This window comes from Bradyrhizobium manausense (genome assembly GCF_018131105.1).
GTDB classification, from domain to species: Bacteria; Pseudomonadota; Alphaproteobacteria; order Rhizobiales; family Xanthobacteraceae; genus Bradyrhizobium; species Bradyrhizobium manausense_B.
The window spans coordinates 2,513,846-2,534,980 of record NZ_JAFCJI010000001.1 but is presented as its reverse complement, the minus strand read 5'-3'; the positions used below and the strand labels follow the sequence as shown (position 1 = coordinate 2,534,980).

Sequence of the window (21,135 nt, the reverse complement as noted above, 5' to 3'; positions counted from 1 at the left end):
ACTATTCGGAAACGGTCGTCACCACGGAATTGACCGGACGCGTGCTCACTGTCGGCAGCTTGACGTCCTTCATCAGTTCCTGGTCGTATTCGGGAAGCGAGGCAACCGGCGCCTTGGCGCGCATCGCCACGATCTTGTAGCCGCCGGCCTTGAGGCGGTTCAGCAGCTCGGGCAGGGCTTCCGCCGTGTGCTTCTGGAAGTCGTGCATCAGGATGATGCCTTTGCCCTTCTTCTCGAGCCCCTTCATCACGGTGTCGATCACCTTCTCCGGCTTCGAGGCCTTGAAGTCGAAGGAGTCGATGTCGCAGGAGAAGATCGCGACATTGCGGTTGCCGAGATAGGTGACCATCTCCGGCGGATGCTGCAGTGCCGGGAAGCGGAAGAACGCTGCCGGCGAGATGCCGCCGAGCGCCCATTTGACGGCGCTGATGCCCTTCTCGATCTCGTCCTTGCGCTGCGCTTCGCTCAGCTTCTTGTCGTTGAGGTTGGCGTGCGACCAGGTGTGGGTGCCGATGGTGTGGCCGGCCGCGTAGACCTGCTTCAGGAGTTCCGGTTCGTAGGTGGCGTGCTTGCCGATCGAGAAGAAGATGCCCGTGGTGCACTGGTCGGCGAGCGCCTTCAGCACGGCGGGCGTGTTGCGCGGCCAGGGACCGTCGTCGAAGGTCAGGACGACCTCCTTCTCGCGCAGGAAGTCGAGCTCCTTGAAGTGCTCGAAGCCGAAGCCGGGACCGCCTGTCGTATCGATCTCGACGGTGCGGGCAACGCCCAGCGCGTTCGGATTGTTGCAGGCCGCGCGTGCCGGCTGCGGCGCCTGTTGCGGCGGGGGCGGAAAGGCCGCGGCTTGCGACGCGGGCGCTGCAGCTGCGGGGGCCGCAGCCGCCGGAACCGGAGCGGCAGCAGCCGGTGCTGCCGCAGGGGCCGCCTGTGTGACAGCCGCAGGTTTTGCGGCCGGGGTTTGCGACCATGCCGCGCCTGTCAGCGCAACAGACATCGCGCTTGCCAAAATCAGTCCTGCCGCCACACGCATGGTGTTGTCCTCGAGATTGATCCCGTTGTTCCACCGCGGCTTTTCGCCTCCGGCAAAACCTTTCCTGTCCCAGATGATCCTAGCCTAGATGGTGCTCCCTCGCCATTGCAACGGCTGTTTGGCGCTTCGTCACAATTGTGCCCAAGCCTGTTTCAGCCAGGCGGTTCAACTGTCGGCCAAGGCACGGGCAACCGCAGTCTTGATGCGGGTGTCGGCAGGCTCCACGGCGGACGGAAATACATCGGCGATGTAGCCGTCGCGGCCGAGGAGGTACTTGTGGAAGTTCCACCTTGGAACCTCCCTTGGCCGAGCCTCGGCGGCCCATCTGTAAAATGGATGCGCCTTCGCCCCGACCACGATGGCCTTGGCAGCGATGGGGAAGGTAACGCCGTATTGGTGGTGCGCAGTCTCCGAGATCTCGCTGGTGCCGCCGGGCTCCTGACCGCCGAAATCGTTGGAGGGCACGCCGATCACGGTGAGGCCGCGTTCGCGAAACTCGCTCCAGAGCTCTTGCAGCCCTGCATATTGCGGGGTGTAGCCGCATAGCGAGGCCGTGTTTACGACCAGCACCGGCTTGCCGGTAAAGGCGGCGAGCCTGATGTCGTCGCCAGACAGGGCTGGGAACGAGAACGCGTATGCGGACATCCGGCTCATGCCGACATCGGCCTGCGCGCGTGTCGCCGAGGCGGCGGCCGTGAGGAGCGCGGCGGTGAGTATGGTTCTGCGGTTCAACATGGCGGCGTCCCCCGGATGTGACCCGGCGCGCAGTTTACTCCAGCGAGACGACCGGCCTGCTCAACACCGCGTTATCGCGGGCCAGGCTCAGTAGAGGCGGACGATGAAGTCGGTGCCTTCGCCGGTCTCACCCTGGTTGATGCCCTGGTCGGACACGATGACCGAGCCGCCGGTGGTGAGCATCTCGTTGATCTTCGCCATGGTGTCGGCGGGAATCGTGATGCGATCCAGTGCCTCGGCCGGGCTGTCAGGCGCAATCACCGGCTTGGCGGCGACGGGGATCACCGCGGCGCCGCGATGGCGGCGCATCAAATGACCGTCATCGTCGCGCACGGCGGCGCGGACCGCGACCGGGAGCGACACCACCGACCAATGCAGCGCGTTGGTATCCGTCTTGTCGACTTCGGCGGTGAAGACGTGGGTGCCGAGCGGCCGGTCGCTCGCTGCGATCGTCACGGGCACATCGAACAGCGGCGCAAAATTCTGCCGCACATAGAGCTTGGAATCCTTGCGGCTGATGAACACCGCGATCTGACCAGTCCGCTTCGGCACGTCGGGCTTTACGGACGGCGCGGGATCAGCGACGCGAGTCTGGTCCTTCTTGGCGTCAGGCAAATCAGAAGGCGCCGCTGCCGTCGCTGCCGCGTCGGGCTTCGTCTGGGTCGGCGCAGCATCGGCCTTGACCGGCTCCGCAGCCGCTTCCGCCTTCGGCGCGTCGGCCTTCAGAGCATCGGAAGATTCCGACTTCGCCGCTTCAACCTTGCCGGCCGGCTTGTCGTCTGAAGCCGCCTTGGGCGCCTCCGCAGCCTCGGCAGGCTTCGCTTCGGCGCCCGCGCCATCGGCGGGCTTCGCAGCCGCCTCGGGCTGCTTGGCCGGCTCGGAAGCCTCGGCAGACCTGGTGTCGGTCTTAGCCTCGCTGTTGGCGGCTTCCTCGCGGATCGGAGCATTGCCCGTGGTCACATCCGACATCACGGGATGGCCGACCGTGGAACGAAGCTCGAGCACGCTCTCCGCGCTGGCGGTCTTCGTCTCAAACGATTTGGCTTCGGTCGGCTTGACCTCCGTGACCTTGGTGGTCTCGGGCGCGCCCTTGTCCGCCTTGTCGCCAACGCTGGTCGGCGGCTCGAGGCTTGCCGCGGGCTGCGGCGGCACGCGCAGCGAGGCCAGCATGGGGTGCGAGAAGTTTTGCGGGGTCATCTGGCCGGGCGTGACGATCACGCGCGCGCCCATCTTGGTCCAGTTCCACATCTTCACCGCGAACGCCATCGGCATGCGGATGCAGCCATGCGAGGCCGGATAGCCCGGCAACACGCCTGCATGCATGGCGATACCGGACCAGGTGATCCGCTGCATGTACGGCATCGGCGCGCCGCTATAGATGTTGGAATGGTGGAATTTGTGTTTCTGGATGACGCTGAACACGCCCATCGGCGTCGAGTGCCCTTTCATGCCGGTCGACACCGGCGACTCCGCGAACACGCCGTTGGAGTCGTAGATGGTCACTTTCTGCCGCTCGATGGAGACGACGATGACGAGCGGACCTTGCGGCTTCGCGCCGGTCTCCTTCTCGACGCGCGCCTCTTTTTTGTTTTTGACAGCGGAGCCGCGCTTCTGCGGCTTGAGTCGCGGCTCCTCGAGGTGACGCACCTGCCGTCCATAGGCTCCGTCGGGATAGTCCGAATAGTAGTAGAACGCGGCTTCCGCCTGGCTTGCCGTACCGATCGCACCTGCCGCCGTCAAAATCGCGACCTGCCACAGCCGCGTCGGCGCTGCAGAACACCGGGACCCGTTCACGCTATTCATTCCTCGAATCCACAATCCAAATCAGACGTTAGTGTCGCAGAGGGGATACGCGTTCACCAGCACGGCAGTTCTGCCATCAGCTACTTTTGTCCAAGACGTAGCAAAAAAGCCTCACGGAGCGGTAAACGACGGCTGCGGCCACCTGGCGTCACCTTCCTGACCGGACATCCCATGCCTACATGGCGGGGACTTGTTACCGGAGAACTTCATGTCATCTCGTTTCCCCGGTCTTTCCAGCATCCGCTTGAAAGGCCTTGTTTTATTCCTCCTGGCCTTGGCCGCGCCCCTGGCCTCCGCATCCGCCGCCGACGAGCCCGATCTCATCTTCCGCCGCTCAACGGTGTTCAAATGGATGAGCCCGAATGACAAGCTCGCGACCTATGGGCTCGATGACCCTGAAGTGGAGGGCGTGGCCTGTCATTTCACGGTGCCGGAGAAGGGGGGCTTCAAGGGCTGGCTCGGTCTTGCCGAGGAGGTTTCGGACGTGTCGCTCGCCTGCCGCCAGATCGGTCCAATCAAATTCAAGGACAAGATGGAGCAGGGCGACGACATGTTCCGCAAGCGCCGCTCGCTCTTCTTCAAGAAGATGCAGATCGTGCGCGGCTGCGACGCCAAGCGCAATGTCCTCGTCTACATGGTCTATTCGGACAGGCTGATCGAGGGATCGCCGAAGAACTCGACCTCGACGGTGCCGATCATGCCGTGGGGGCCGGCTGACGCGAACGTTCAGAAATGCGGCGACTTCTTCACTCAGTAATGTGATCGCGGCCCGTGCGCGGTTTTAGAAGGTGTGAGCCGCTCAGCCGCATGAAGGCCTGCGGCGCGGCTTCGTAGCCGCGTCCTGATTGCAGAGCCACCGCGCCGGACGAATGTCGCCGGTATGACCGCGCTGCTTCATCCCGGCTGAACGGTTGTTCCCAAACGCGTTCAAATCGTCAGGCGTCCCATCTGAAATGATTGATGTTTTCGCCGAATTGTTTCGTCCCGCCGTCGCCGACGAAACAATTCTCACCGGGAACGAAACCATTTTGGGCTTTGAGCGCATCACGGGAGAAACCGCGGATGGTTATCAGCGTCACAACGACGACGGCACACCGCCGGCCACGCGATTCGGGGACAAATCCATGCGCGCGCTCAGCTTCATCCTTGCTTTCGGTTTCGTCCTCGCTGGTTCCTCATTGGCCGGTGCGCCGGATGGTGATCTGCCCGGTATCGGCACCTTCCAGTACAGCGGTTCGCCGATCTCCAGCCCAGCGCCGCAGCCGATCGTCTTGGCGGCCCGTCTCTGATCACCAAACAAGAAAATCAGCTGGCAAATCCCATCATGTACCTTCGTCTCTGCGCCGCGGCGCTCCTGTCTCTCGTGACGATCAGCTCCGTTCAGGCGCAGGTTCGCTCACCGAGCCGATTGCCGGATCCGCGCACGGAGTTCGTGAGGCAATGCGCGCCGCGTATGCTCGGGCGCTGGGAGCATCCCGAAGAGGTCTGCGGCTGTCTGCATGATCATGCGGCCGCCGTCGTCGAGGATCGTGACCTGCGCGAGGCGCTGCTGCGCGGCATCAGCGAAACCGGGGTTCCCACGATCGAGACCGATTGGGTGCCGGCGGCAAAGCAAAACGAGATCGGCGCAACCTTCACCAAGATCGCCAAGCCGACCCTTCAATGCATGTTCGACCCGGCGAAGTCCTAAACCAGCTACCTTGACTTCGGCCCGAACCGCGCCACGCAACTGGCTGTTCGCACCACGCCCTTGTCGGTCATCTTCGAACCGCGCACTTCCTTGATTTGTCCAGCGGGGCAAGTTCCGTCGTCCACCTGCACGCGCTGGCCAAGCTTGAGATCGACGATGTCCTGCTCACGTCCGACTGTCGTTGCGCGGGCCGCCGCGACAACTGCGGAGGAGATCAGGAGCGCAAGGAAAGCTGCGCGGCCGAATGTCGTGACATTTGACATGACGAGAGATCCCGGAATCGATTGCTGCGAAGTTACGCAGCAGGCGGCGATTCTGATAGTCAACCTTCGTTGCGCCTGCGGGGCGATTTGCCTTTGCTGCGCGAGGCGCCCCGCGCTTCTCGTGCGAGCCGTTCGGCGGCGGCGACTAGGCGTGGAACCGCGTGCCCTGAAAATCCCAACACGAAACCGGGCAGAGGACGCGCCCGCGCATAGGTGTCGGCGAGCAACCAGCCTTCCACGCCAGCGGCCTGTTTCGCTTCAGCCGCCGCGTCAGGCGTAACGGATGGATCGAACTGCGCCACGAGGTGCAGGCCTTGCGATGGCACCGGGACCGAGAGCGCACCATCCGATGCCCCTTCGAGCGTTTCGGCCAGCGCATCGCGCGCCTCGCGATAGAGTTTTCGGACGCGCTTCAGGTTTGCAACGAACGCGCCGGAATTGAGCATGTCGGCGACCGCGCCTTCCATCAACGTTGCAGGGAAGCGGTCGAGCGCGGCGCGCGCCGCCGTGACGTCACCGATGAGGCGTTCAGGCAGGGCGCAATAACCGATGCGCAGGCCCGGGAACAGCGTCTTGGCGAAGGTGCCCATGTAGATCACGCGCTGAAGGTGATCAATGCCGGCGAGCGACATCAGCGGCGCGCCGTCGTAGCGGAACTCGCTGTCGTAATCGTCCTCGAAGACAAAGGCGCCGGCTTGCCTGGCCCAGTCGAGCAACTCGAGCCGGCGCGGCATCGACATCTGCACGCCCAACGGAAACTGATGCGATGGCGTCACGTAAGCCGCGCGGGCAGACGGCGCGACGGTCCGGCCTCTGGCGACTTGCAGGCCGTGCGCATCGACGGGAATGGGTACGCTGCGATAGCCGCATTGTGCGATGGTCCTGCGGGCAATGGGATAGCCGGGATCCTCGCACCAGACCTGATCGTTGGCCTTCAGGATCGCGCTGAGAACGATGCGCAGCGTGTGCAGCGTGCCTGACGTGAGCATGATCTGGTCGGCATCGCAGCGCAGCCCTCGTGCCGACAGCAGATGGTCGGCGATCGCGACGCGTAACTCGCGGCTGCCGCGCGGGTCGCCGTAATGCAGATGCTCGCTGCCGAAGGCGCGCATGCGCCGGCCGACGAACGCGCGAAAACGCTGCACCGCGCGCTCGTCGATATGGGTACAGCCGAGCGAAAGCGCGCCTTGCTTCGGCGCTTCGACGGTCACTTTTGACTTTTTGGTTGAAGCAGCGCGCGCCGGGATGCGTGCGGCGACGAAGGTGCCGGAGCCGACGGTGGCTTGGGCAAATCCGTCGGCGATCAGGCGCTCGTAAGCGGTGACGACGGCGTTGCGGCGAAAGCCGGTCTGCTTCGCCAAAGTCCGCGACGGCGGCAGCGGCTCGCCCGATTTGACGAGGCCGGAGACGATCATCTCGCACAACGCCTGGTACAGCCGGTGGGCCGAGGAGGCGCCGGCGGTGATGTGCGGTCCGGTCAGATCGAGCGGCAACTCGGCCTTTGCCGAGGCAAGAGAATTGGTCGGAATTTTTTGCATGGAATTGGCACTATCGCAGACCAAATGCGCGGCTACAACTGGTTCGGAATTGTTCCAGTCCCAACAGGAGCGGCCGTGAGCCAGACCGAGAGCCAGGATTCCTATCCGACGTCAGCGCGCAACCAGGTGAAGCGCCGGCACGACCGCGGCTTCTACGACCACGCGACGGTTCACCGCATCCTGGATTCCTCGATGCTGTGCCACGTCTCCTATGCCATCGACGGCCAGCCCTATTGCACGCCGACCTTCTTCTGGCGCGAGGGTACAAAGCTCTATTGGCACGGCTCGAGCGCGAGCCGGATGCTGCGCAACCAGACCAGAGGCGAGCGTGTGTGCCTGACGGTTGCCCATCTCGACAGCCTGGTGCTGGCGCGTTGCGGTTTCAATCACTCCGCCGACTATCGCGCGGTGATGGCATTCGGCACCGCCTACCTCGTCACCGATCCCGTGGAGAAGCAGCGCGCCGTGGTCGCGATGGTCGATCGCTTCTTCCCGGATCGTACTGCGAGCCTGCGGGCCAGCAACACGCAAGAGATCAAGGCGACCTCCTTCATCGCGATGGAGATCGAGGAAGCCTCCGCCAAAGTCCGCGCCAAGGGTGTCGCCGATGATGATGAGGACTACGAGTTGCCTGTCTATGCCGAGCGCATTCCGGTCCGCACCGTGCTCGGTGCGCCCGAGCCGTGCCCACGGTTGCTCGACGGCGTGAGCCGGCCCGCGACACTGAATGGTTATTCGGAAGGCCGACTGCTCGAAGATGCATTGCGGGATGCTTATTTTGTGGAGTACCCGAATGGCTGAAATCGGCTAGCTTGCGGGCGCCATGGATCAACTGGATGCCCGGAGTTGCCTGATGAATGCCGAAACGCAGCAAAGGATTCTTGACGCCGTCGACGCCGGCTTCGAAGCCCAGCTTGCGACAACACGCGATTTCGTCGCGATCCCCTCGACCCGCGGGGCGGAGGGGCCGTGCCAGGACATGATCGGCGACCTCCTGCGTGCGCGCGGCTACGAGGTCGACGACTGGCACATCAATGTCGACGATCTCAGGGATCTGCGCGGCTTCGGGCCGATCGAGCATGACTTCTCCAAGGCACGCTCGGTGGTGGGCACTTATCGCCCGGCCACCGAAGCCGGCAAATCGCTGATCCTGCAGGGCCACTGCGACGTGGTGCCGGCCGGGCCGCTGGAACTGTGGGACACACCGCCGTTCTCGCCCGCGATCAAGGACGGCAAGATGTTCGGCCGCGGCGCCTGCGACATGAAGTCGGGCACCATTGGCGCGCTCTATGCGCTGGACGCGATCAAGGCGGCCGGCTTCAAGCCGACGGCGCGAATTCATTTTCAGTCGGTGATCGAGGAGGAAAGCACGGGCGTCGGCGCGCTCTCGACGCTGCAGCGCGGCTACCGGGCCGATGCGTGCTTCATCCCCGAGCCGACCGCCGGCAAGATGGTGCGTTCGCAGGTCGGCGTGATCTGGTTTCGCCTGCGCGTGAAGGGCCATCCGACTCACGTCGCCTTCGCCGGCTCAGGCTCGAATGCGATCATGGCGGCGTATCACCTCGTTCACGCCTTGCAGAAACTCGAGATCGAGTGGAACGAGCGCGCCAAGGCCGACCGTCACTTTAGGACGCTCAACCATCCCATCAACTTCAACCCTGGCATCATCAAGGGTGGCGATTGGGCCTCCAGCGTGCCGGCCTGGTGCGATGTCGATTGCCGGATCGCCGTCCTGCCGGGCTGGTCGGTCGCCGATCACCAGAAGGAGATTTTGGCCTGCGTTGCGGCTGCCTCGCGCAACCACCGCTTCCTCGCCAACAATCCGCCTGAGGTCGAATGGTCGGGCTTCCTGTCGGAAGGCTATGAGTTGACCGATTCCGCGGCGCCGGAAGCCGCATTCGGCAAGGCCTTCAGCAAGGTCTATGGTGGCGAGGTCGAGGACCTCGTCTTCACCGCGCTCACCGACACTCGCTTCTATGGCCTCAATTATGGCATCCCGAGCCTGTGCTTCGGCGCCAGCGGAGGCGAGATGCATGGGTTCAACGAGTATGTCGATCTCGACTCGCTGAAGAAGACCACGAAGGCGATGGCGCTGTTCATCGCGGAGTGGTGCGGGGTGGAAAAGGCGTAGACCTCTCCGCCGTCATTGCGAGCATCGCGAAGCAATCCAGTGTTCCTCCGCGGGACATAGCCTGGATTGCTTCGTCGCTGCGCTCCTCGCAATGACGAGTCGGCAACATCCTGCCGGTTCGCCCGAAACAATGGCTTCGCCAAATCCTTTAAGCTTAAAAGAAAGACTATGATGCCGCCTCCAGCGGTGGCAGACTGACCCCCGTTCGTCGGACCGGTCCTCGGGAGCCACAATGCGCGATTGGGATGATGCCTATGCCAATTCGGCCCATATCCCGGGTTCGGACAAGATACCTGCGCAATGGGTAGAGCGGGCGGCGGCCTACCGCGCCGCTCTGAAGGGTTTTCGTCCCGATATCGGCTATGGCTCCGGTGAGCGCCAGCGCTTTGACTTGATCCTGCCTGACGGTGACAGCCAGGGTCTCGTCGTGTTCGTGCACGGCGGTTACTGGATGCGCTTCGACAAATCGGCCTGGACGGATCTCGCCGAAGGTGCGCGGCACCACGGCTGGACGGTTTGCCTGCCGAGCTACACGCTGACGCCGGCCGCGCGCATCTCCGACATCTCCGCGGAGATCACGGCCGCGATTGCGAAGGCGGCTTCGCTCGTCGCCGGCCCGATCCGCCTCGCCGGCCATTCCGCCGGGGGCCATCTCGTCACGCGCATGCTCTGTGATGACAGCCGGCTCGATCCCGCTGTGTTCAATCGCATCGCCGGCACGCTCTCGATCAGCGGCCTGCATGACCTGCGGCCGCTGCTCAAGACCAAAATGAACGAGACGCTGCGCATGACCATGGAGGAGGCGACGCTTGAGAGCGCGGCGCTGCATCTGCCGCGCGGGCATTCGCCTGTCACCGCCTGGGTCGGCGGCAGCGAGCGGCCGGAATTCATCCGCCAGTCCGATCTGCTGGCCAATGTCTGGACCGGGTTCGACGTGCCGACGCACCTCGTCGTCGATCCCGCGCTGAACCATTTTACCGTGATCGACGGCTTGAAGGATCCATCGTCGCCAATCACAGCGCGGTTGATCGGCCTCGACTGAACGAGAGCCGCGATGATCGATCGAAGGGGACTGTCATGACGTCCAGCGATTACGATCCCTCAAGCGAAGGCGCCGAGACCGATTTCACACGGCGCATGTCCTATGGCGCCTACTTGGCGCTGGATGCGATCCTCAATGCGCAGCATCCGCTCTCGGAGGCGCATGATGAGATGCTGTTCATCATCCAGCATCAGACCACCGAACTCTGGATGCGGCTTGCCATCCACGAGCTCAGTGCTGCGCGCCGCGCCATCGCCAGGGACGAGGTGGCGCCGGCCATGAAGATGCTGGCGCGAATGTCGCGCATCTTCGAGCAGCTCAACAATGCCTGGGACGTGCTGCGCACGATGACGCCCAGTGAATATACCCGCTTCCGCTCCCGGCTCGGCCAGTCCTCGGGCTTCCAGTCGCGGCAGTACCGGCTGATCGAATATCTGCTCGGCAATCGCAACCACGCCATGCTGAAGCCGCACGCCCACGATGTGGAAACGACGAAGCTGCTTGAAGCCGAACTGGCAACGCCAAGTCTCTATGACGAGGTGCTGCGGCTCGCCGACCGTCACGGGCTCACGATGCCCGCGTCCGTGCTGGCGCGCGACGTCCGCGAGACCCACAGTTTCAGCGAAGGCGTGCTGCAGGCATGGCGTATCGTCTACGAGGCGCCGGAGACGCACTGGATGCTGTACGAACTCGCCGAGAAGCTGGTTGACTTCGAGGATTATTTCCGGCGCTGGCGCTTCAACCACGTCACGACAGTCGAGCGCGTCATCGGCTTCAAGCGCGGCACCGGCGGTACCGGCGGCGTCAGCTATCTCAAGCGCATGCTGGAGGTCGAGCTGTTCCCCGAACTCTGGCGCGTCCGCACCATTTTGTAGAGACGGTCATGACCAGGCTTCGCGTCTACGAGGACACCAAAGCGCTGTTTCATCTGCCTGACGGATTGATCTATCTGGACGGCAATTCGCTCGGTGCATTGCCGCTTGGCGCCGCCGAGCGCGTCAATCGCGTCATCACGACCGAGTGGGGCAACGAGCTGATCCGCGCCTGGAACACCGCGGGCTGGTATGCCCAGCCGCGACATGTCGGCGATCGCATCGCCCGGCTGATCGGCGCTGAAGCCGGCTCGGTGATGGTCGGAGATACGCTGTCGCTCAAGGTCTATCAAGCGCTTGCGGCGGCCCTCGACATGAACGGATCGCGCAAGGTCGTCCTGTCGGACACCGGCAATTTTCCGACCGACCTCTACATGGCCGAAGGCCTGATCGCGACGCTCGGGCGCGGCCATCAATTGCGTCTGGTGGCCCCCGAGGAGATCGAGGCCGCACTGTCGAACGAAATTGCGGTGCTGTACGTCACCGAAGTCGACTACCGCACCGGCCGCCGCCACCACATGGCAAAGCTGACGGCGAAGGCGCGCGCGCTCGGGATCGTCACGGTCTGGGATCTCGCGCATTCGGCCGGCGCCCTGCCAGTCGATCTCGCCGATTGCGGCGTCGATTTCGCCGCGGGCTGCACCTACAAATACATCAATGCCGGCCCCGGCGCTCCCGCCTTCCTCTACGTCGCGCCGCGCCATGCCGATGGCGCACGCGCTGCGCTGTCGGGCTGGATGGGGCACGCAAAACCATTCGCATTCGAGCTTGGCTATGCGGCGGCTGGCGGGGTTGAGAGGATGCGCGTCGGCACGCCGCCGGTGTTGGCCATGGCGGCCCTGGAGGCCTCACTCGATATCTGGGACCGCGTTGACATCAAGGAGGTCCGTGCTCGCTCGCTGGCGCTCGGCGACCTCCTGATTTCGGAAGTCGAGCGTCGCTGTCCCTCTCTGAAGCTCGTGACGCCGCGTGCACCCGAGCACCGCGGCTCGCAAGTTTCGTTTGCCTTCGAGGGCGGTTATGCCGCGATGCAGGCCTTGATCGCCCGCAGCCTCATCGGCGATTTCCGTGCACCTGATATCATGAGGTTCGGGATTACGCCGCTATACATCGGCGAGAGCGAGATCATGCAAGCGGCCGAGATCATCGAGGAGGTGATCACCGGCGAGGTATGGCGTCAGCCGGAATATCAGGTCGTGAATGCTGTGACGTGAGAGCAGGGCGCCTACCCAGCCGTCGTTGCGAGCGAAGCGAAGCAATCCAGCATCCCTCCGCGGAAGCACTCCGGATTGCTTCGCTTCGCTCGCAACGACGCGGAGAGACGGGAGAGCGCTCTCTACGGCCGAGTGCCGATGTCACGGCAGCCATTACCTCCGACGTCATTGCTTTGCCGAGCGAAGCCATTCACGCTGAGACAACAAGGAATTGGGAGGAGATCCGATGACGCCGCTCGAAAAGCTTAAAGCGATGAAGATGCCGTTCGCCGAGCTCAAGGGCATCGAGTTCGTCGAAGCCGAGAAGGATCGCGTGGTGGCGCGGATGATCGTCCGGCCCGATCTCTGCACGCTGCATCACACGATCCATGGCGGCGCAGTGATGGCCTTCGCCGATTCCGTTGGTGCGGCCGCGACCGTGATCAACCTGCCGGAAGACGCCAAGGGTACGACAACGCTGGAGAGCAAGACCAACTTCATCGGCGGGGCCAAGGAGGGAACCACGGTGATTGCCATTGCCACGCCGGTCCATCGGGGCCGCCGGACCCAGGTCTGGACCACCCGGCTGGAGACGGAGGACGGCAAGCTGGTTGCTGTCGTGACCCAGACGCAGCTGGTCCTGTAAGACTACGGAGCTTTGATTTTGTTAACGAATTCGTCGTTCCCGTTGCCTCAAACTTGGGCAGGTTCTCGCCTTGAAAATTCTATTGCGACGCACAATATTGGGGACCTAGGGATTCGAACGCCTCCTCGAGGGACACCAAGAGGAGTTTTGACGTGGTACTTGAAGACGCCGTCCGCACCGCTCCAGGCTATGTGCGGACCTTGATCCAGCAGGAAGAATTGCCGCTGTTGCGCGATCACCTGCTCAGGCTCGATGCCCAAAGCCGGCATGACCGTTTCAACGGTTTTCTCGACGACAGCTTCATCGAGCGTTACGCGGCCCGCTGCGCCGAGGATGGCACCGTGATCGTCGCCTATATCGTCGACGGCATGGTCCGCGGAGCGGCCGAACTGCATCCGCCGGAGGGCGATTCGTTTCCTGAAGTCGCCTTCAGCGTGGAGGCCTCCGCCCGGCGCCAGAACGTCGGCACCGTGCTGTTCAGCCGGCTGATCGCGGAAGCGCGCTGGAAGGGCTACAAGAGCCTGCGCATCACCACCGGCGCAGAGAACCAGGCCATGCGGGCGCTGGCCAAGAAGTTCGGCGCGCATCTGCAATTCCGCCATGGTGAATCCACGGGCACGATCGATCTGGCCAAGACGCCAGAGGACGAGTTTGCCGATCTCGCAGCCGCGCCGTTCAAGGCCGGCCGCGCGCTCCTCAACTTCAATTCGACCTGCTGGAAGCTGATTTCCAGCATGTACGGCAATCGTGCAGCCTGAAATCAGAAGGCCTGAATCAAAAAGCGGACCGGCGAGGCCGGTCCGCTTTTTGTTGAAGCAGAGAAAATAAATGAGCGCTCAGGTGCCGGTGCGCTTGTCGTTGCCGAAGCGGCGGACGACGCGGCGTTCAACGACGACAGAGCGCTGCGCGCCCTGTTCGCCGGCGATCACGCGTGTGGCAGTGATGCGGCTGTTGGTGCGGGCCTGTTTCTTGACCTCGGCCTGAACGACGTCGATAGGCATCCCCATCAGAGCGGCAGCGATCTCGGCCTGCTGCTCCTGGTCGTCGGTGATGCCGACAGCGGCGAAGATCGCCTCGTCCAGGGTCGGCGGGTCGTGGCGGACGCGCCGCGTGCCATATTTGGTATTCCAGTCTGCGCTCATAACGGCCTCGTTTTGATGCCGGGATACCTAGTGCCGTAGATGTTGCATTGCAATATGAAATCCGTGTGGCATCTCAGCTATGCACCGGTCGGGTGTCATGGCGGTGACGCAACTCCGGCATCGGCTTCAACCCGCTGCTGCGGCCAGCGTTTCAACGCCGCATGCCCTGCGGCGGTTAGCCCATAGATTCCCCGGCCGGTTCGCTCGAACCAGCCATACACATTGTTAAGCAAGATCTTGCCGGCATCGGGACAACGTTCGCGCAAATCGCGCACGGGCCGCGGGCCTGCGGCGAGTTCTGATGCGCAGGCCAGCGCCTGCTGCCGGTAGGCCGTCATGATCGGCGCGCGGGTGCTGCCGCCGAGCACGGGATCACCCTGGCGGCGCTGATGCTCGGCGACGAGGCGCGAGCGCGTCTTCGGCTCGCGGCGTGGGGCCGCCGTCGGCGGCTTCACCAGCACCTCGACCTGGCCGTTGTCGGTTACCCCGAGCATACCGAAGCCGAGACGCCGACACAGATTGCGATAGCGCGCGTCGCTCTCGCGGCCCTTGCCGCGCGCCGACATTTTTGCCGCGATCCAGATCTCGTCGCCTGCCGGTGCGCGATCGACCGCCTGCAGGATCAGCTCGAGATTGAAGGCGAGCTTGAGTTCGCCGATCACCACCACCGGCGGATCGCCCGCGCTCAGGCCCACGAGATCGCAGCCGCGGATCTCGCCCTTCACGTCGAAGCCGAGACCTTCGAGGAAGCGTTTGACGGGCAGATAGAGCGCAGTTTCCAAGGCGGGTTTCCGATCGGAGAATCAGTTGCCGGCAGTCTAGCCCGGATCGGACTCAGGAACTGACCGGCAATTGCCCGGACGCGGGTAAGCCAGCTATATCCACGCGCGGGGAACAGGGCGATCGCGAACATGACGATCAGGAACGGGCTTTACCACATCCGGATCGAGATGCTGGATGGCGTCCAGGGTGGCAATCAGGGCGTCATGGTTTTGCGCGACGGCACCATGCGCGGCGGGGATTCGTTTTTCTTCGCTTATGGCAGCTACATCTCCGCCGACGGCAAATGGAAGGGCGAGCTGACCAACGAGGAACATTCGCCCTCGTTCGACGAGCGGCCGGTGTGGGGTCGCAAGGTCGTGACCATCGGCTTCAGCGGAACCTACAGCGACCAGACCGCCTATGGTGAAGGCATGGCGCTTGCAGGCAAGCAGAGCATTCGTTTCAAGGGCAATCTGCGGCTGCTGGTGCCGGATTGATCACACCCGTCCGCTCACCGGAATGAGCGCGCCGGTGACGCCGCTCGCGGCATCGCTTGCGAGGAACAGGATCACCTCGGCAAGCTCCTGGGGCGTCACCCATTTGGTGAAGTCTGCATTCGGCATGTCGGCGCGATTGGTCTTGGTGTCGATCGTTGACGGCAGCACCGCGTTCACCGTGACCTTGCCCTTCCATTCGTTGGCGAGAGCCTCGGTCAGACGATGCACACCTGCCTTCGATGCCGCATAGGGGCCCATGCCGGAGCCGGCCTGGAGCGCGCCCATGGCGCCGATATTGACGATGCGACCAGCCTTCGCCGCGGCAAGATGCGGCAGCGCCGCGTGCGAGGTGTTGAGGGCGGTCAGCACGTTCAGCGCGTGCATGCGCTGCCAGGTCTTGATGTCGCCGCCGCCGACGGTCTCGTAAGCAAACCCGCCGGCAATGTTGACCAGGGCATCCAGCCTGCCGAAATGCTTCGCAGCAGCCTCAACGGCCGTCTTCGCCTGCGCTGTGTCGGACAGGTCGACACCGCCGATCTCGATGCGCTCGGCCGTCGCCGGTATTTGCGAGGGCGCGTAATCGATGCCGGCGACCCGCGCGCCGCGCGACAGCGCGACGTCGGCGACCACCTTGCCAAGCGCGCCCCTCGCGCCGGTCACGATCAGAACCTTGCCTTGCATCATCGATCTCCCGGCACCCGCCTATGACTGCAGATAGCGCGCCTTCAGCGCATCGCGCTCTGCTGTGCCGAGCTTGAGGCCGTCGCGCAAGTAGGTTTCGACATCGCCATAGTCGCTGATGACGGCGTCGAAGGCGGCGTCGAGATAGGAGGCGTTGACCGACCCGATCGCGTCGAGGGCGTCCGCAGGCAGATCGGAGACGCTCGACACATCGCGCTTATAGTGGCGATTGGTCAGCAGATAGTCCTCCGCGATGACGTCGTCGGGCACGCCGAGCGCATGCAGGATCAGGGCGCTGGCGAAACCGGTGCGGTCCTTGCCGGCGGTGCAATGGATCACGAGTGGGGCGCGGTCCTCGAGCAAATGCCCGAACAGCGTGCGGAAGCTGGGCGTGTTGTGGCGGACATAGTTGCGATAGGACTCGCGCATGAGCTCGAGCGCGACCGGCCCGGTCAGCGCGCCCCTGGCGAGTTCGGCGCGCAGTGACGCCACCACCGTCGGCTCGATCGGCAGCGAATGCACCGTGATCTCGTTGATGACGCAGACGCCGGCGGTGCGCTCCTCGACGCCGCGGAAGTCGAACGCGCTTCTGACGCCGAGCGCGCGGACGATCTCGATGTCGTCAGCGGTGAGCTGGCCGAGATGGTTGGAGCGGAAGATGTGGCGCCAGCGCGTGGTGCGGCCGTCACGCGTGGCATAGCCGCCGAGGTCGCGAAAATTGCTGGCGCCTTGCAAGGCGAGGTGACGGGCGGGGGAGTCCTTGAGGGAGGAGTCTTGCATGGGCTCAGCTTGGGTTATGGTTCCACCGGGCGCACTGAGGGCGTCCTTGATGTCTATTACAGGGGGCGATCATGGGCCGGCACAAGGCCATTCTTTGGGGGATTGTCATGCTGGCGGCTGGAATTTCCGGCGGGCGGCAGGCCGACGCGCAGACATTCCGGTCCTATCGCTGCGCCGATGGTACGCAGTTCATCATGGCCTTTTATGACGACGACAAGCGCGCGTTTCTCCAGATCGATGGTGAGCCGGTGACGCTTGCCAAGCGATTGGCCGTTTCGGGCGCGCGCTATTCGGGGGCGGGGATCACGCTGCGGGTGGACAAGGCTGGGGTCACCACGGTCAAGCATCTAAAGCGGCCGGTGACGGCCTGCGAGGCCATTTGACGACGCCATCAGGTCCGGAATCAAAAAGGGTCGAAACGTCGCTGTTTCGACCCTCTTTTAAACGTCCGCTGAGCGGCTGATCGCGCGCGGCGGTCTCAAACCAGACACCGGCACTAGCGTTCCCATGTGGGCTTTGCTTCGTCGACCGCCTCCTGGTGATACCAGCTATCGCAGCAGATCGAGGTGTTCGCGGGAAGCGAAGGCTGATCGGCAGGAAGGCGGGCCTCGCCATCGCGGCGTCCTGCGAGAGCCGCGCGACCCCCGACAGGGAATTGGTAGATCTTCGCAGATCCGTGACTCAGACCATTGTTCATCATTGCGATTGCTCCTTGGTCGAGGCGCCTTGGCCTCCATGGTGCGCCCGACTCGTTCTGATGTGGTTACTGGAGTCCACATATCGGCCGCGCATCCCGGATTGGAAAGTGCTGAAAAGGAAATCAGTTGTCGCCTAATTTGTAGGCAGGCTGCTGTCTGCATCCCCCAAGGCACCGTGTTCGTGACCAACGCCGGGGCCATTCCAAAGGTTGCGGGGCAGGGCCGCGCGGCTTTGCGAAAATTGCCGGACGTTGATGCGCGTTTGATCGGCAACCTTTGGCGGAGTCCCGCCTGCTCCAGAATCAGGCGTTTTCTGCGGGATTTTTGCAGTGCAGCTTCACGCGAAGGTGCGCGGCTATGACGCAGTTCGCTAAGGGCGTTCTGCCCTCGGCAGGCCGGTTCCACCGGCGGTGGATAACCTCCCGCGCTGCGGCCTTTTGGCACGCAAAATGCTTGTAAAGGGCCGGCCGATGATGGCCGGGTACAAACGTGCGGGGGCTCTCAACCCCACCTTTCGCATCATCTACAGAGAGGCTCAATGACCAAGTATAAGCTCGAGTACATCTGGCTCGACGGATATACGCCGACTCCGAACTTGCGCGGCAAAACTCAGATCAAGGAATTCGCGTCGTTCCCGACGCTCGAGCAGCTTCCGCTCTGGGGCTTCGATGGCTCCTCCACCCAGCAGGCCGAAGGCCACAGCTCCGATTGCGTGCTGAAGCCAGTCGCCGTCTTCCCGGACGCAGCCCGCACCAACGGCGTGCTGGTGATGTGCGAAGTGATGATGCCCGATGGCAAGACCCCGCACGCCTCAAACAAGCGCGCCACCGTTCTTGACGATGCCGGCGCCTGGTTCGGCTTCGAGCAGGAATACTTCTTCTACAAGGACGGCCGTCCGCTCGGCTTCCCGACCGCCGGTTATCCGGCGCCGCAGGGCCCTTACTACACCGGCGTCGGCTACTCGAACGTCGGCGACGTCGCCCGCAAGATCGTCGAAGAGCATCTCGACCTCTGCCTCGCGGCCGGCATCAACCATGAAGGCATCAACGCGGAAGTCGCCAAGGGCCAATGGGAATTCCAGATCTTCGGCAAGGGCTCCAAGACCGCTGCCGACCAGATGTGGATGGCCCGCTATTTGATGCTGCGCCTGACTGAAAAGTACGGGATCGACATCGAATTCCACTGCAAGCCGCTCGGCGACACCGACTGGAACGGCTCCGGCATGCACGCCAACTTCTCCACCGACTACATGCGTACTGTCGGCGGCAAGGAGTACTTCGAGGCGCTGATGGCCGCCTTCGACAAGAACCTGATGGACCACATCGCCGTCTACGGCCCCGACAACGACAAGCGTCTCACCGGCAAGCACGAGACCGCGCCGTGGAACAAGTTCAGCTACGGCGTGGCTGATCGCGGCGCGTCGATCCGCGTTCCGCACTCCTTCGTCAACAACGGCTACAAGGGCTATCTGGAAGACCGCCGTCCGAACTCGCAGGGCGACCCATACCAGATCGCTTCGCAGATCCTGAAGACGATCGCGTCCGTGCCTGCTGACAAGAAGGCTGCGGCCTAAAGATCCTCCCGTCCCGGGGCGCCCGGGCTGCTTTCAATCCGCCGGAGCCGAATGGCTCCGGCGGATTCTTGCGTTCTGATGACAACGACCGTTGTGGGTCTGCCGGCTAAGCTGGCCTGGAGCCTGTCCATCACGGCCCAAACCGGGATACAGTGCCAGCAGGATGCGCGGGGCCGGGGACACGGCTGGTGTTTGAGGGCTTCTACAAGGTGCGATTTCAGCTCGGCGACGGGGTCGGCCGGAGCGTGATGCATGCCGGCAATGGCAAGATGCTCGGCGGCAATTCGGCATTCGCCCATATCGGAACTTACGAGAAGAGCGCGGACGGGGTCGACACGATCATCAAGACCGTCCGCCACAACCCCGATTTGAACTACCGCGCCATGGCCGGCACCGACGATGCGACGCTGATCGCGAAGGGCTTTGCGGACGGCGCTCTCTACCGCTTCAAGGGCGAGCTCAAGGAACTGCCCGGCGTGCCCTTCCAGTCGCTGATGACACCGATCACCGATGACGAGGTGCCGATCGCCGGTGGCGTCGGCGAGGGCGGCATCACCGACGGTCTTTACTCGGTTCACCTGCGCATGCTCGACGGCGTCGATGGCGGGCTCACCGGCGTGATGTTGCTCAACAAGGGCCGCATCCTCGGTGGCGATGCCTCGTTCTACTATCTCGGCAGCTACACCGCTGCGAATGGCCGCTGGAAAGGGCAGATCCTCAACCAGGAGCACACCTCCGCCAAGGACGATCCGATCTTTGGCGGCCACGAGGTCGGCATCGGATTCTCCGGCAAATATGACGGCGAGGGCGCGGTGCTGGAAGCCACTGCACTGGCCGGCAAGCGCAGCCTGCGCCTGACCGCGGCGCTCAAGCTGATGCATCGCGCCTAATCACTCCAGGAAACCGCCTATGGAAAAAGTTCGCATGCTCTCGACGCTCGGCCTGATGGGCGCGATGCGCAGCCTGTCCTCGGCCTTCGAAGCGGCCAGCGGCATTCATGTCGATGCCGACTTCGCGCCGACGCTCGCGTTGCTCAAGCGCTTGCGCGGCGGCGAGGCCGCCGATCTCGTGATCCTCACGCGCGAAGGGCTCGACGAGATGATCGGCGAGGGCCGCGTGGTCGCAGACAGCGCGGCGGACCTCGCGCGCTCGTATGTCGGGCTCGCCGTGCGGGAAGGCGCGGCGCATCCTGACATCGCCAGCGAAGCCGCGTTGCGCCAGGCGCTGCTGGCGGCGCGGTCCGTCGCCTATTCGCGGCTGGGTGCGAGCGGCGTCTACTTCGCCCAGCTGATCGTGCGCATGGGCATCGCGGCCGAGATCAATGCCAGGGCCACCATCGTCGAGCAGGGCTTTACCGCGGAACGGCTCATCGGCGGCGAGGCCGACCTCGCTGTGCAGCAGATCAGCGAGCTGAAGCAGGTCAGGGGCATCGAGGTGATCGGCCCGGTCCCGCATGAATTGCAAACGCCTGCCGTATTCTCCGCCGGCCGCATGGTGGACGCACAACAGGCCGAGGCTGCCGACAAGCTGCTGAGCTATCTGGCATTGCCGGAGGTCGTGCCTGTGCTGCGGCAATCCGGGCTCGAGCCTTAGCTCACTTCATGTAGTAGGCGAGATTGTTGCGGGCGTCGCGATAGGTCGTCTCGAGAAAACCGGGGTATTGCGCGGCGGCCTGCGCCACGGCGCGCACGATGCATTGCCAGAAATCGCCATCCCACTTGAAGCACGCCTCGGCAGTGCCCTCGAACTTGACTGACGTGATGATGGCCTGCCTGATCGCATCGTCGTTCGCCTGCGGATGGGCGCGCTTGAGATAGCCGAACATCGGCCCTTCGTGGGCGTGGTCGCGGTCGTGGCGATATTTCGCACCGATCTGCTCCGGCGTCAGCGTGCGGTTGATGCGCACCTGTTCCGCGGTCGGGCGGCCCTCGATCGAGTCCAGCCGGTAGCGCCAGCGCCAGAGTTCGAACGCTGCATCGAGCAGCGGCTGCTTCGCCGCACTGGCGATGTAGGTTGCGATCTGCTCGTCGGCTGAAGGTTCGATCTGGTCCATGTCGCTTGG

The 21,135-nt window shown here is 63.7% G+C and carries 26 protein-coding genes; 15 read left to right on the top strand and 11 right to left on the bottom strand.

What is annotated here, in order from left to right:
* Nucleotide 1: 1 nt before the first annotated feature.
* The 3 genes from JQ631_RS12045 to JQ631_RS12035 form a co-directional block, all read right to left on the bottom strand.
* Nucleotides 2–1,027: a polysaccharide deacetylase family protein gene (locus JQ631_RS12045; RefSeq protein WP_212326427.1), complete on the bottom strand. Its 1,026-nt coding sequence runs from the start codon at nt 1,025–1,027 to the stop codon at nt 2–4.
* A 165-nt stretch (nt 1,028–1,192) separates the two neighbouring features.
* Entirely contained in the window at nt 1,193–1,762 is a 570-nt protein-coding gene (locus tag JQ631_RS12040; RefSeq protein WP_212326425.1) for a glutathione peroxidase, read from the bottom strand.
* A gap of 87 nt (nt 1,763–1,849) precedes the next feature.
* The gene (locus tag JQ631_RS12035; protein ID WP_212326424.1) at nt 1,850–3,565 is read right to left on the bottom strand and encodes a L,D-transpeptidase; all 1,716 of its coding nucleotides are present in this window, start codon (nt 3,563–3,565) and stop codon (nt 1,850–1,852) included.
* Nucleotides 3,566–3,773: 208 nt separating this feature from the next.
* Between JQ631_RS12035 and JQ631_RS12030 the strand changes: the two genes are divergently transcribed.
* The 3 genes from JQ631_RS12030 to JQ631_RS12020 all read left to right on the top strand — a co-directional run bounded on the left by JQ631_RS12030 (nt 3,774) and on the right by JQ631_RS12020 (nt 5,255).
* The gene (locus JQ631_RS12030; protein WP_212326422.1) at nt 3,774–4,322 is read left to right on the top strand and encodes a CreA family protein; all 549 of its coding nucleotides are present in this window, start codon (nt 3,774–3,776) and stop codon (nt 4,320–4,322) included.
* Nucleotides 4,323–4,518: 196 nt separating this feature from the next.
* Complete coding sequence (locus JQ631_RS12025; RefSeq protein WP_212328663.1) at nt 4,519–4,854, top strand: hypothetical protein; 336 nt, start codon at nt 4,519–4,521, stop codon at nt 4,852–4,854.
* Between the two features lie 35 nt (nt 4,855–4,889).
* Nucleotides 4,890–5,255 (top strand): hypothetical protein, encoded by a 366-nt coding sequence (locus tag JQ631_RS12020; protein WP_212326418.1) that lies wholly within the window; start codon nt 4,890–4,892, stop codon nt 5,253–5,255.
* A gap of 5 nt (nt 5,256–5,260) precedes the next feature.
* Here JQ631_RS12020 and JQ631_RS12015 read toward each other — a convergent pair whose 3' ends face one another.
* Nucleotides 5,261–5,518 carry a DUF6719 family protein gene (locus JQ631_RS12015; protein WP_212326417.1) on the bottom strand — a complete coding sequence of 86 codons (258 nt, stop codon included), beginning with the start codon at nt 5,516–5,518 and terminating at the stop codon, nt 5,261–5,263.
* 59 nt (nt 5,519–5,577) lie between these two features.
* Nucleotides 5,578–7,056, bottom strand: a complete 1,479-nt coding sequence (gene pdxR / locus JQ631_RS12010) for a MocR-like pyridoxine biosynthesis transcription factor PdxR (RefSeq protein ID WP_212326416.1) — start codon at nt 7,054–7,056, stop codon at nt 5,578–5,580.
* Between the two features lie 75 nt (nt 7,057–7,131).
* Between pdxR and JQ631_RS12005 the strand changes: the two genes are divergently transcribed.
* The 7 genes from JQ631_RS12005 to JQ631_RS11975 all read left to right on the top strand — a co-directional run bounded on the left by JQ631_RS12005 (nt 7,132) and on the right by JQ631_RS11975 (nt 13,698).
* Nucleotides 7,132–7,857, top strand: a complete 726-nt coding sequence (locus JQ631_RS12005) for a pyridoxamine 5'-phosphate oxidase family protein (RefSeq protein ID WP_212326415.1) — start codon at nt 7,132–7,134, stop codon at nt 7,855–7,857.
* Between the two features lie 52 nt (nt 7,858–7,909).
* Entirely contained in the window at nt 7,910–9,187 is a 1,278-nt protein-coding gene (locus JQ631_RS12000) for an ArgE/DapE family deacylase (protein ID WP_212326413.1), read from the top strand.
* 232 nt (nt 9,188–9,419) lie between these two features.
* Nucleotides 9,420–10,229: a hormone-sensitive lipase gene (locus JQ631_RS11995; protein ID WP_212326411.1), complete on the top strand. Its 810-nt coding sequence runs from the start codon at nt 9,420–9,422 to the stop codon at nt 10,227–10,229.
* 35 nt (nt 10,230–10,264) lie between these two features.
* The gene (gene kynA, locus JQ631_RS11990; RefSeq protein WP_212326409.1) at nt 10,265–11,104 is read left to right on the top strand and encodes a tryptophan 2,3-dioxygenase; all 840 of its coding nucleotides are present in this window, start codon (nt 10,265–10,267) and stop codon (nt 11,102–11,104) included.
* 8 nt (nt 11,105–11,112) lie between these two features.
* Nucleotides 11,113–12,315, top strand: a complete 1,203-nt coding sequence (gene kynU, locus JQ631_RS11985) for a kynureninase (protein ID WP_212326408.1) — start codon at nt 11,113–11,115, stop codon at nt 12,313–12,315.
* 226 nt (nt 12,316–12,541) lie between these two features.
* On the top strand, nt 12,542–12,940 hold the full coding sequence (locus JQ631_RS11980) for a PaaI family thioesterase (RefSeq protein ID WP_212326407.1): 399 nt from the start codon (nt 12,542–12,544) through the stop codon (nt 12,938–12,940).
* Between the two features lie 152 nt (nt 12,941–13,092).
* Complete coding sequence (locus tag JQ631_RS11975; RefSeq protein WP_212326406.1) at nt 13,093–13,698, top strand: GNAT family N-acetyltransferase; 606 nt, start codon at nt 13,093–13,095, stop codon at nt 13,696–13,698.
* 78 nt (nt 13,699–13,776) lie between these two features.
* On the opposite strand, the gene JQ631_RS11970 is transcribed toward JQ631_RS11975, so the two are convergent.
* Nucleotides 13,777–14,082, bottom strand: coding sequence for a hypothetical protein (locus tag JQ631_RS11970; RefSeq protein WP_212326405.1), 306 nt, complete (start codon nt 14,080–14,082; stop codon nt 13,777–13,779).
* Between the two features lie 95 nt (nt 14,083–14,177).
* Nucleotides 14,178–14,864 (bottom strand): DUF2161 domain-containing phosphodiesterase, encoded by a 687-nt coding sequence (locus JQ631_RS11965; protein WP_212326404.1) that lies wholly within the window; start codon nt 14,862–14,864, stop codon nt 14,178–14,180.
* A 129-nt stretch (nt 14,865–14,993) separates the two neighbouring features.
* On the opposite strand from JQ631_RS11965, the gene JQ631_RS11960 reads away from it, so the two are divergent.
* Nucleotides 14,994–15,341, top strand: coding sequence for a GrlR family regulatory protein (locus JQ631_RS11960; RefSeq protein WP_212326403.1), 348 nt, complete (start codon nt 14,994–14,996; stop codon nt 15,339–15,341).
* Here the strand turns inward: JQ631_RS11960 and JQ631_RS11955 are convergent, their stop codons facing one another.
* Together JQ631_RS11955 and JQ631_RS11950 are read right to left on the bottom strand one after the other, a co-directional pair.
* Nucleotides 15,342–16,022: an SDR family oxidoreductase gene (locus JQ631_RS11955; RefSeq protein WP_212328580.1), complete on the bottom strand. Its 681-nt coding sequence runs from the start codon at nt 16,020–16,022 to the stop codon at nt 15,342–15,344.
* A 21-nt stretch (nt 16,023–16,043) separates the two neighbouring features.
* Nucleotides 16,044–16,802 (bottom strand): tyrosine-protein phosphatase, encoded by a 759-nt coding sequence (locus tag JQ631_RS11950; protein WP_212326402.1) that lies wholly within the window; start codon nt 16,800–16,802, stop codon nt 16,044–16,046.
* A gap of 71 nt (nt 16,803–16,873) precedes the next feature.
* On the opposite strand from JQ631_RS11950, the gene JQ631_RS11945 reads away from it, so the two are divergent.
* Entirely contained in the window at nt 16,874–17,185 is a 312-nt protein-coding gene (locus tag JQ631_RS11945) for an MliC family protein (RefSeq protein WP_212326401.1), read from the top strand.
* A gap of 113 nt (nt 17,186–17,298) precedes the next feature.
* Here the strand turns inward: JQ631_RS11945 and JQ631_RS11940 are convergent, their stop codons facing one another.
* On the bottom strand, nt 17,299–17,502 hold the full coding sequence (locus tag JQ631_RS11940; protein WP_212326400.1) for a DUF2735 domain-containing protein: 204 nt from the start codon (nt 17,500–17,502) through the stop codon (nt 17,299–17,301).
* 536 nt (nt 17,503–18,038) lie between these two features.
* Between JQ631_RS11940 and JQ631_RS11935 the strand changes: the two genes are divergently transcribed.
* The 3 genes from JQ631_RS11935 (at nt 18,039) to JQ631_RS11925 (ending at nt 20,666) form a co-directional block, all read left to right on the top strand.
* Complete coding sequence (locus JQ631_RS11935) at nt 18,039–19,073, top strand: glutamine synthetase beta-grasp domain-containing protein (protein ID WP_212326399.1); 1,035 nt, start codon at nt 18,039–18,041, stop codon at nt 19,071–19,073.
* 188 nt (nt 19,074–19,261) lie between these two features.
* Complete coding sequence (locus JQ631_RS11930) at nt 19,262–19,963, top strand: GrlR family regulatory protein (protein WP_212326398.1); 702 nt, start codon at nt 19,262–19,264, stop codon at nt 19,961–19,963.
* A 19-nt stretch (nt 19,964–19,982) separates the two neighbouring features.
* Entirely contained in the window at nt 19,983–20,666 is a 684-nt protein-coding gene (locus tag JQ631_RS11925; protein WP_212326397.1) for a substrate-binding domain-containing protein, read from the top strand.
* Nucleotide 20,667: 1 nt separating this feature from the next.
* Here JQ631_RS11925 and JQ631_RS11920 read toward each other — a convergent pair whose 3' ends face one another.
* Nucleotides 20,668–21,126, bottom strand: a complete 459-nt coding sequence (locus tag JQ631_RS11920) for a hypothetical protein (protein ID WP_212326396.1) — start codon at nt 21,124–21,126, stop codon at nt 20,668–20,670.
* Between the last annotated feature and the right edge of the window lie 9 nt (nt 21,127–21,135).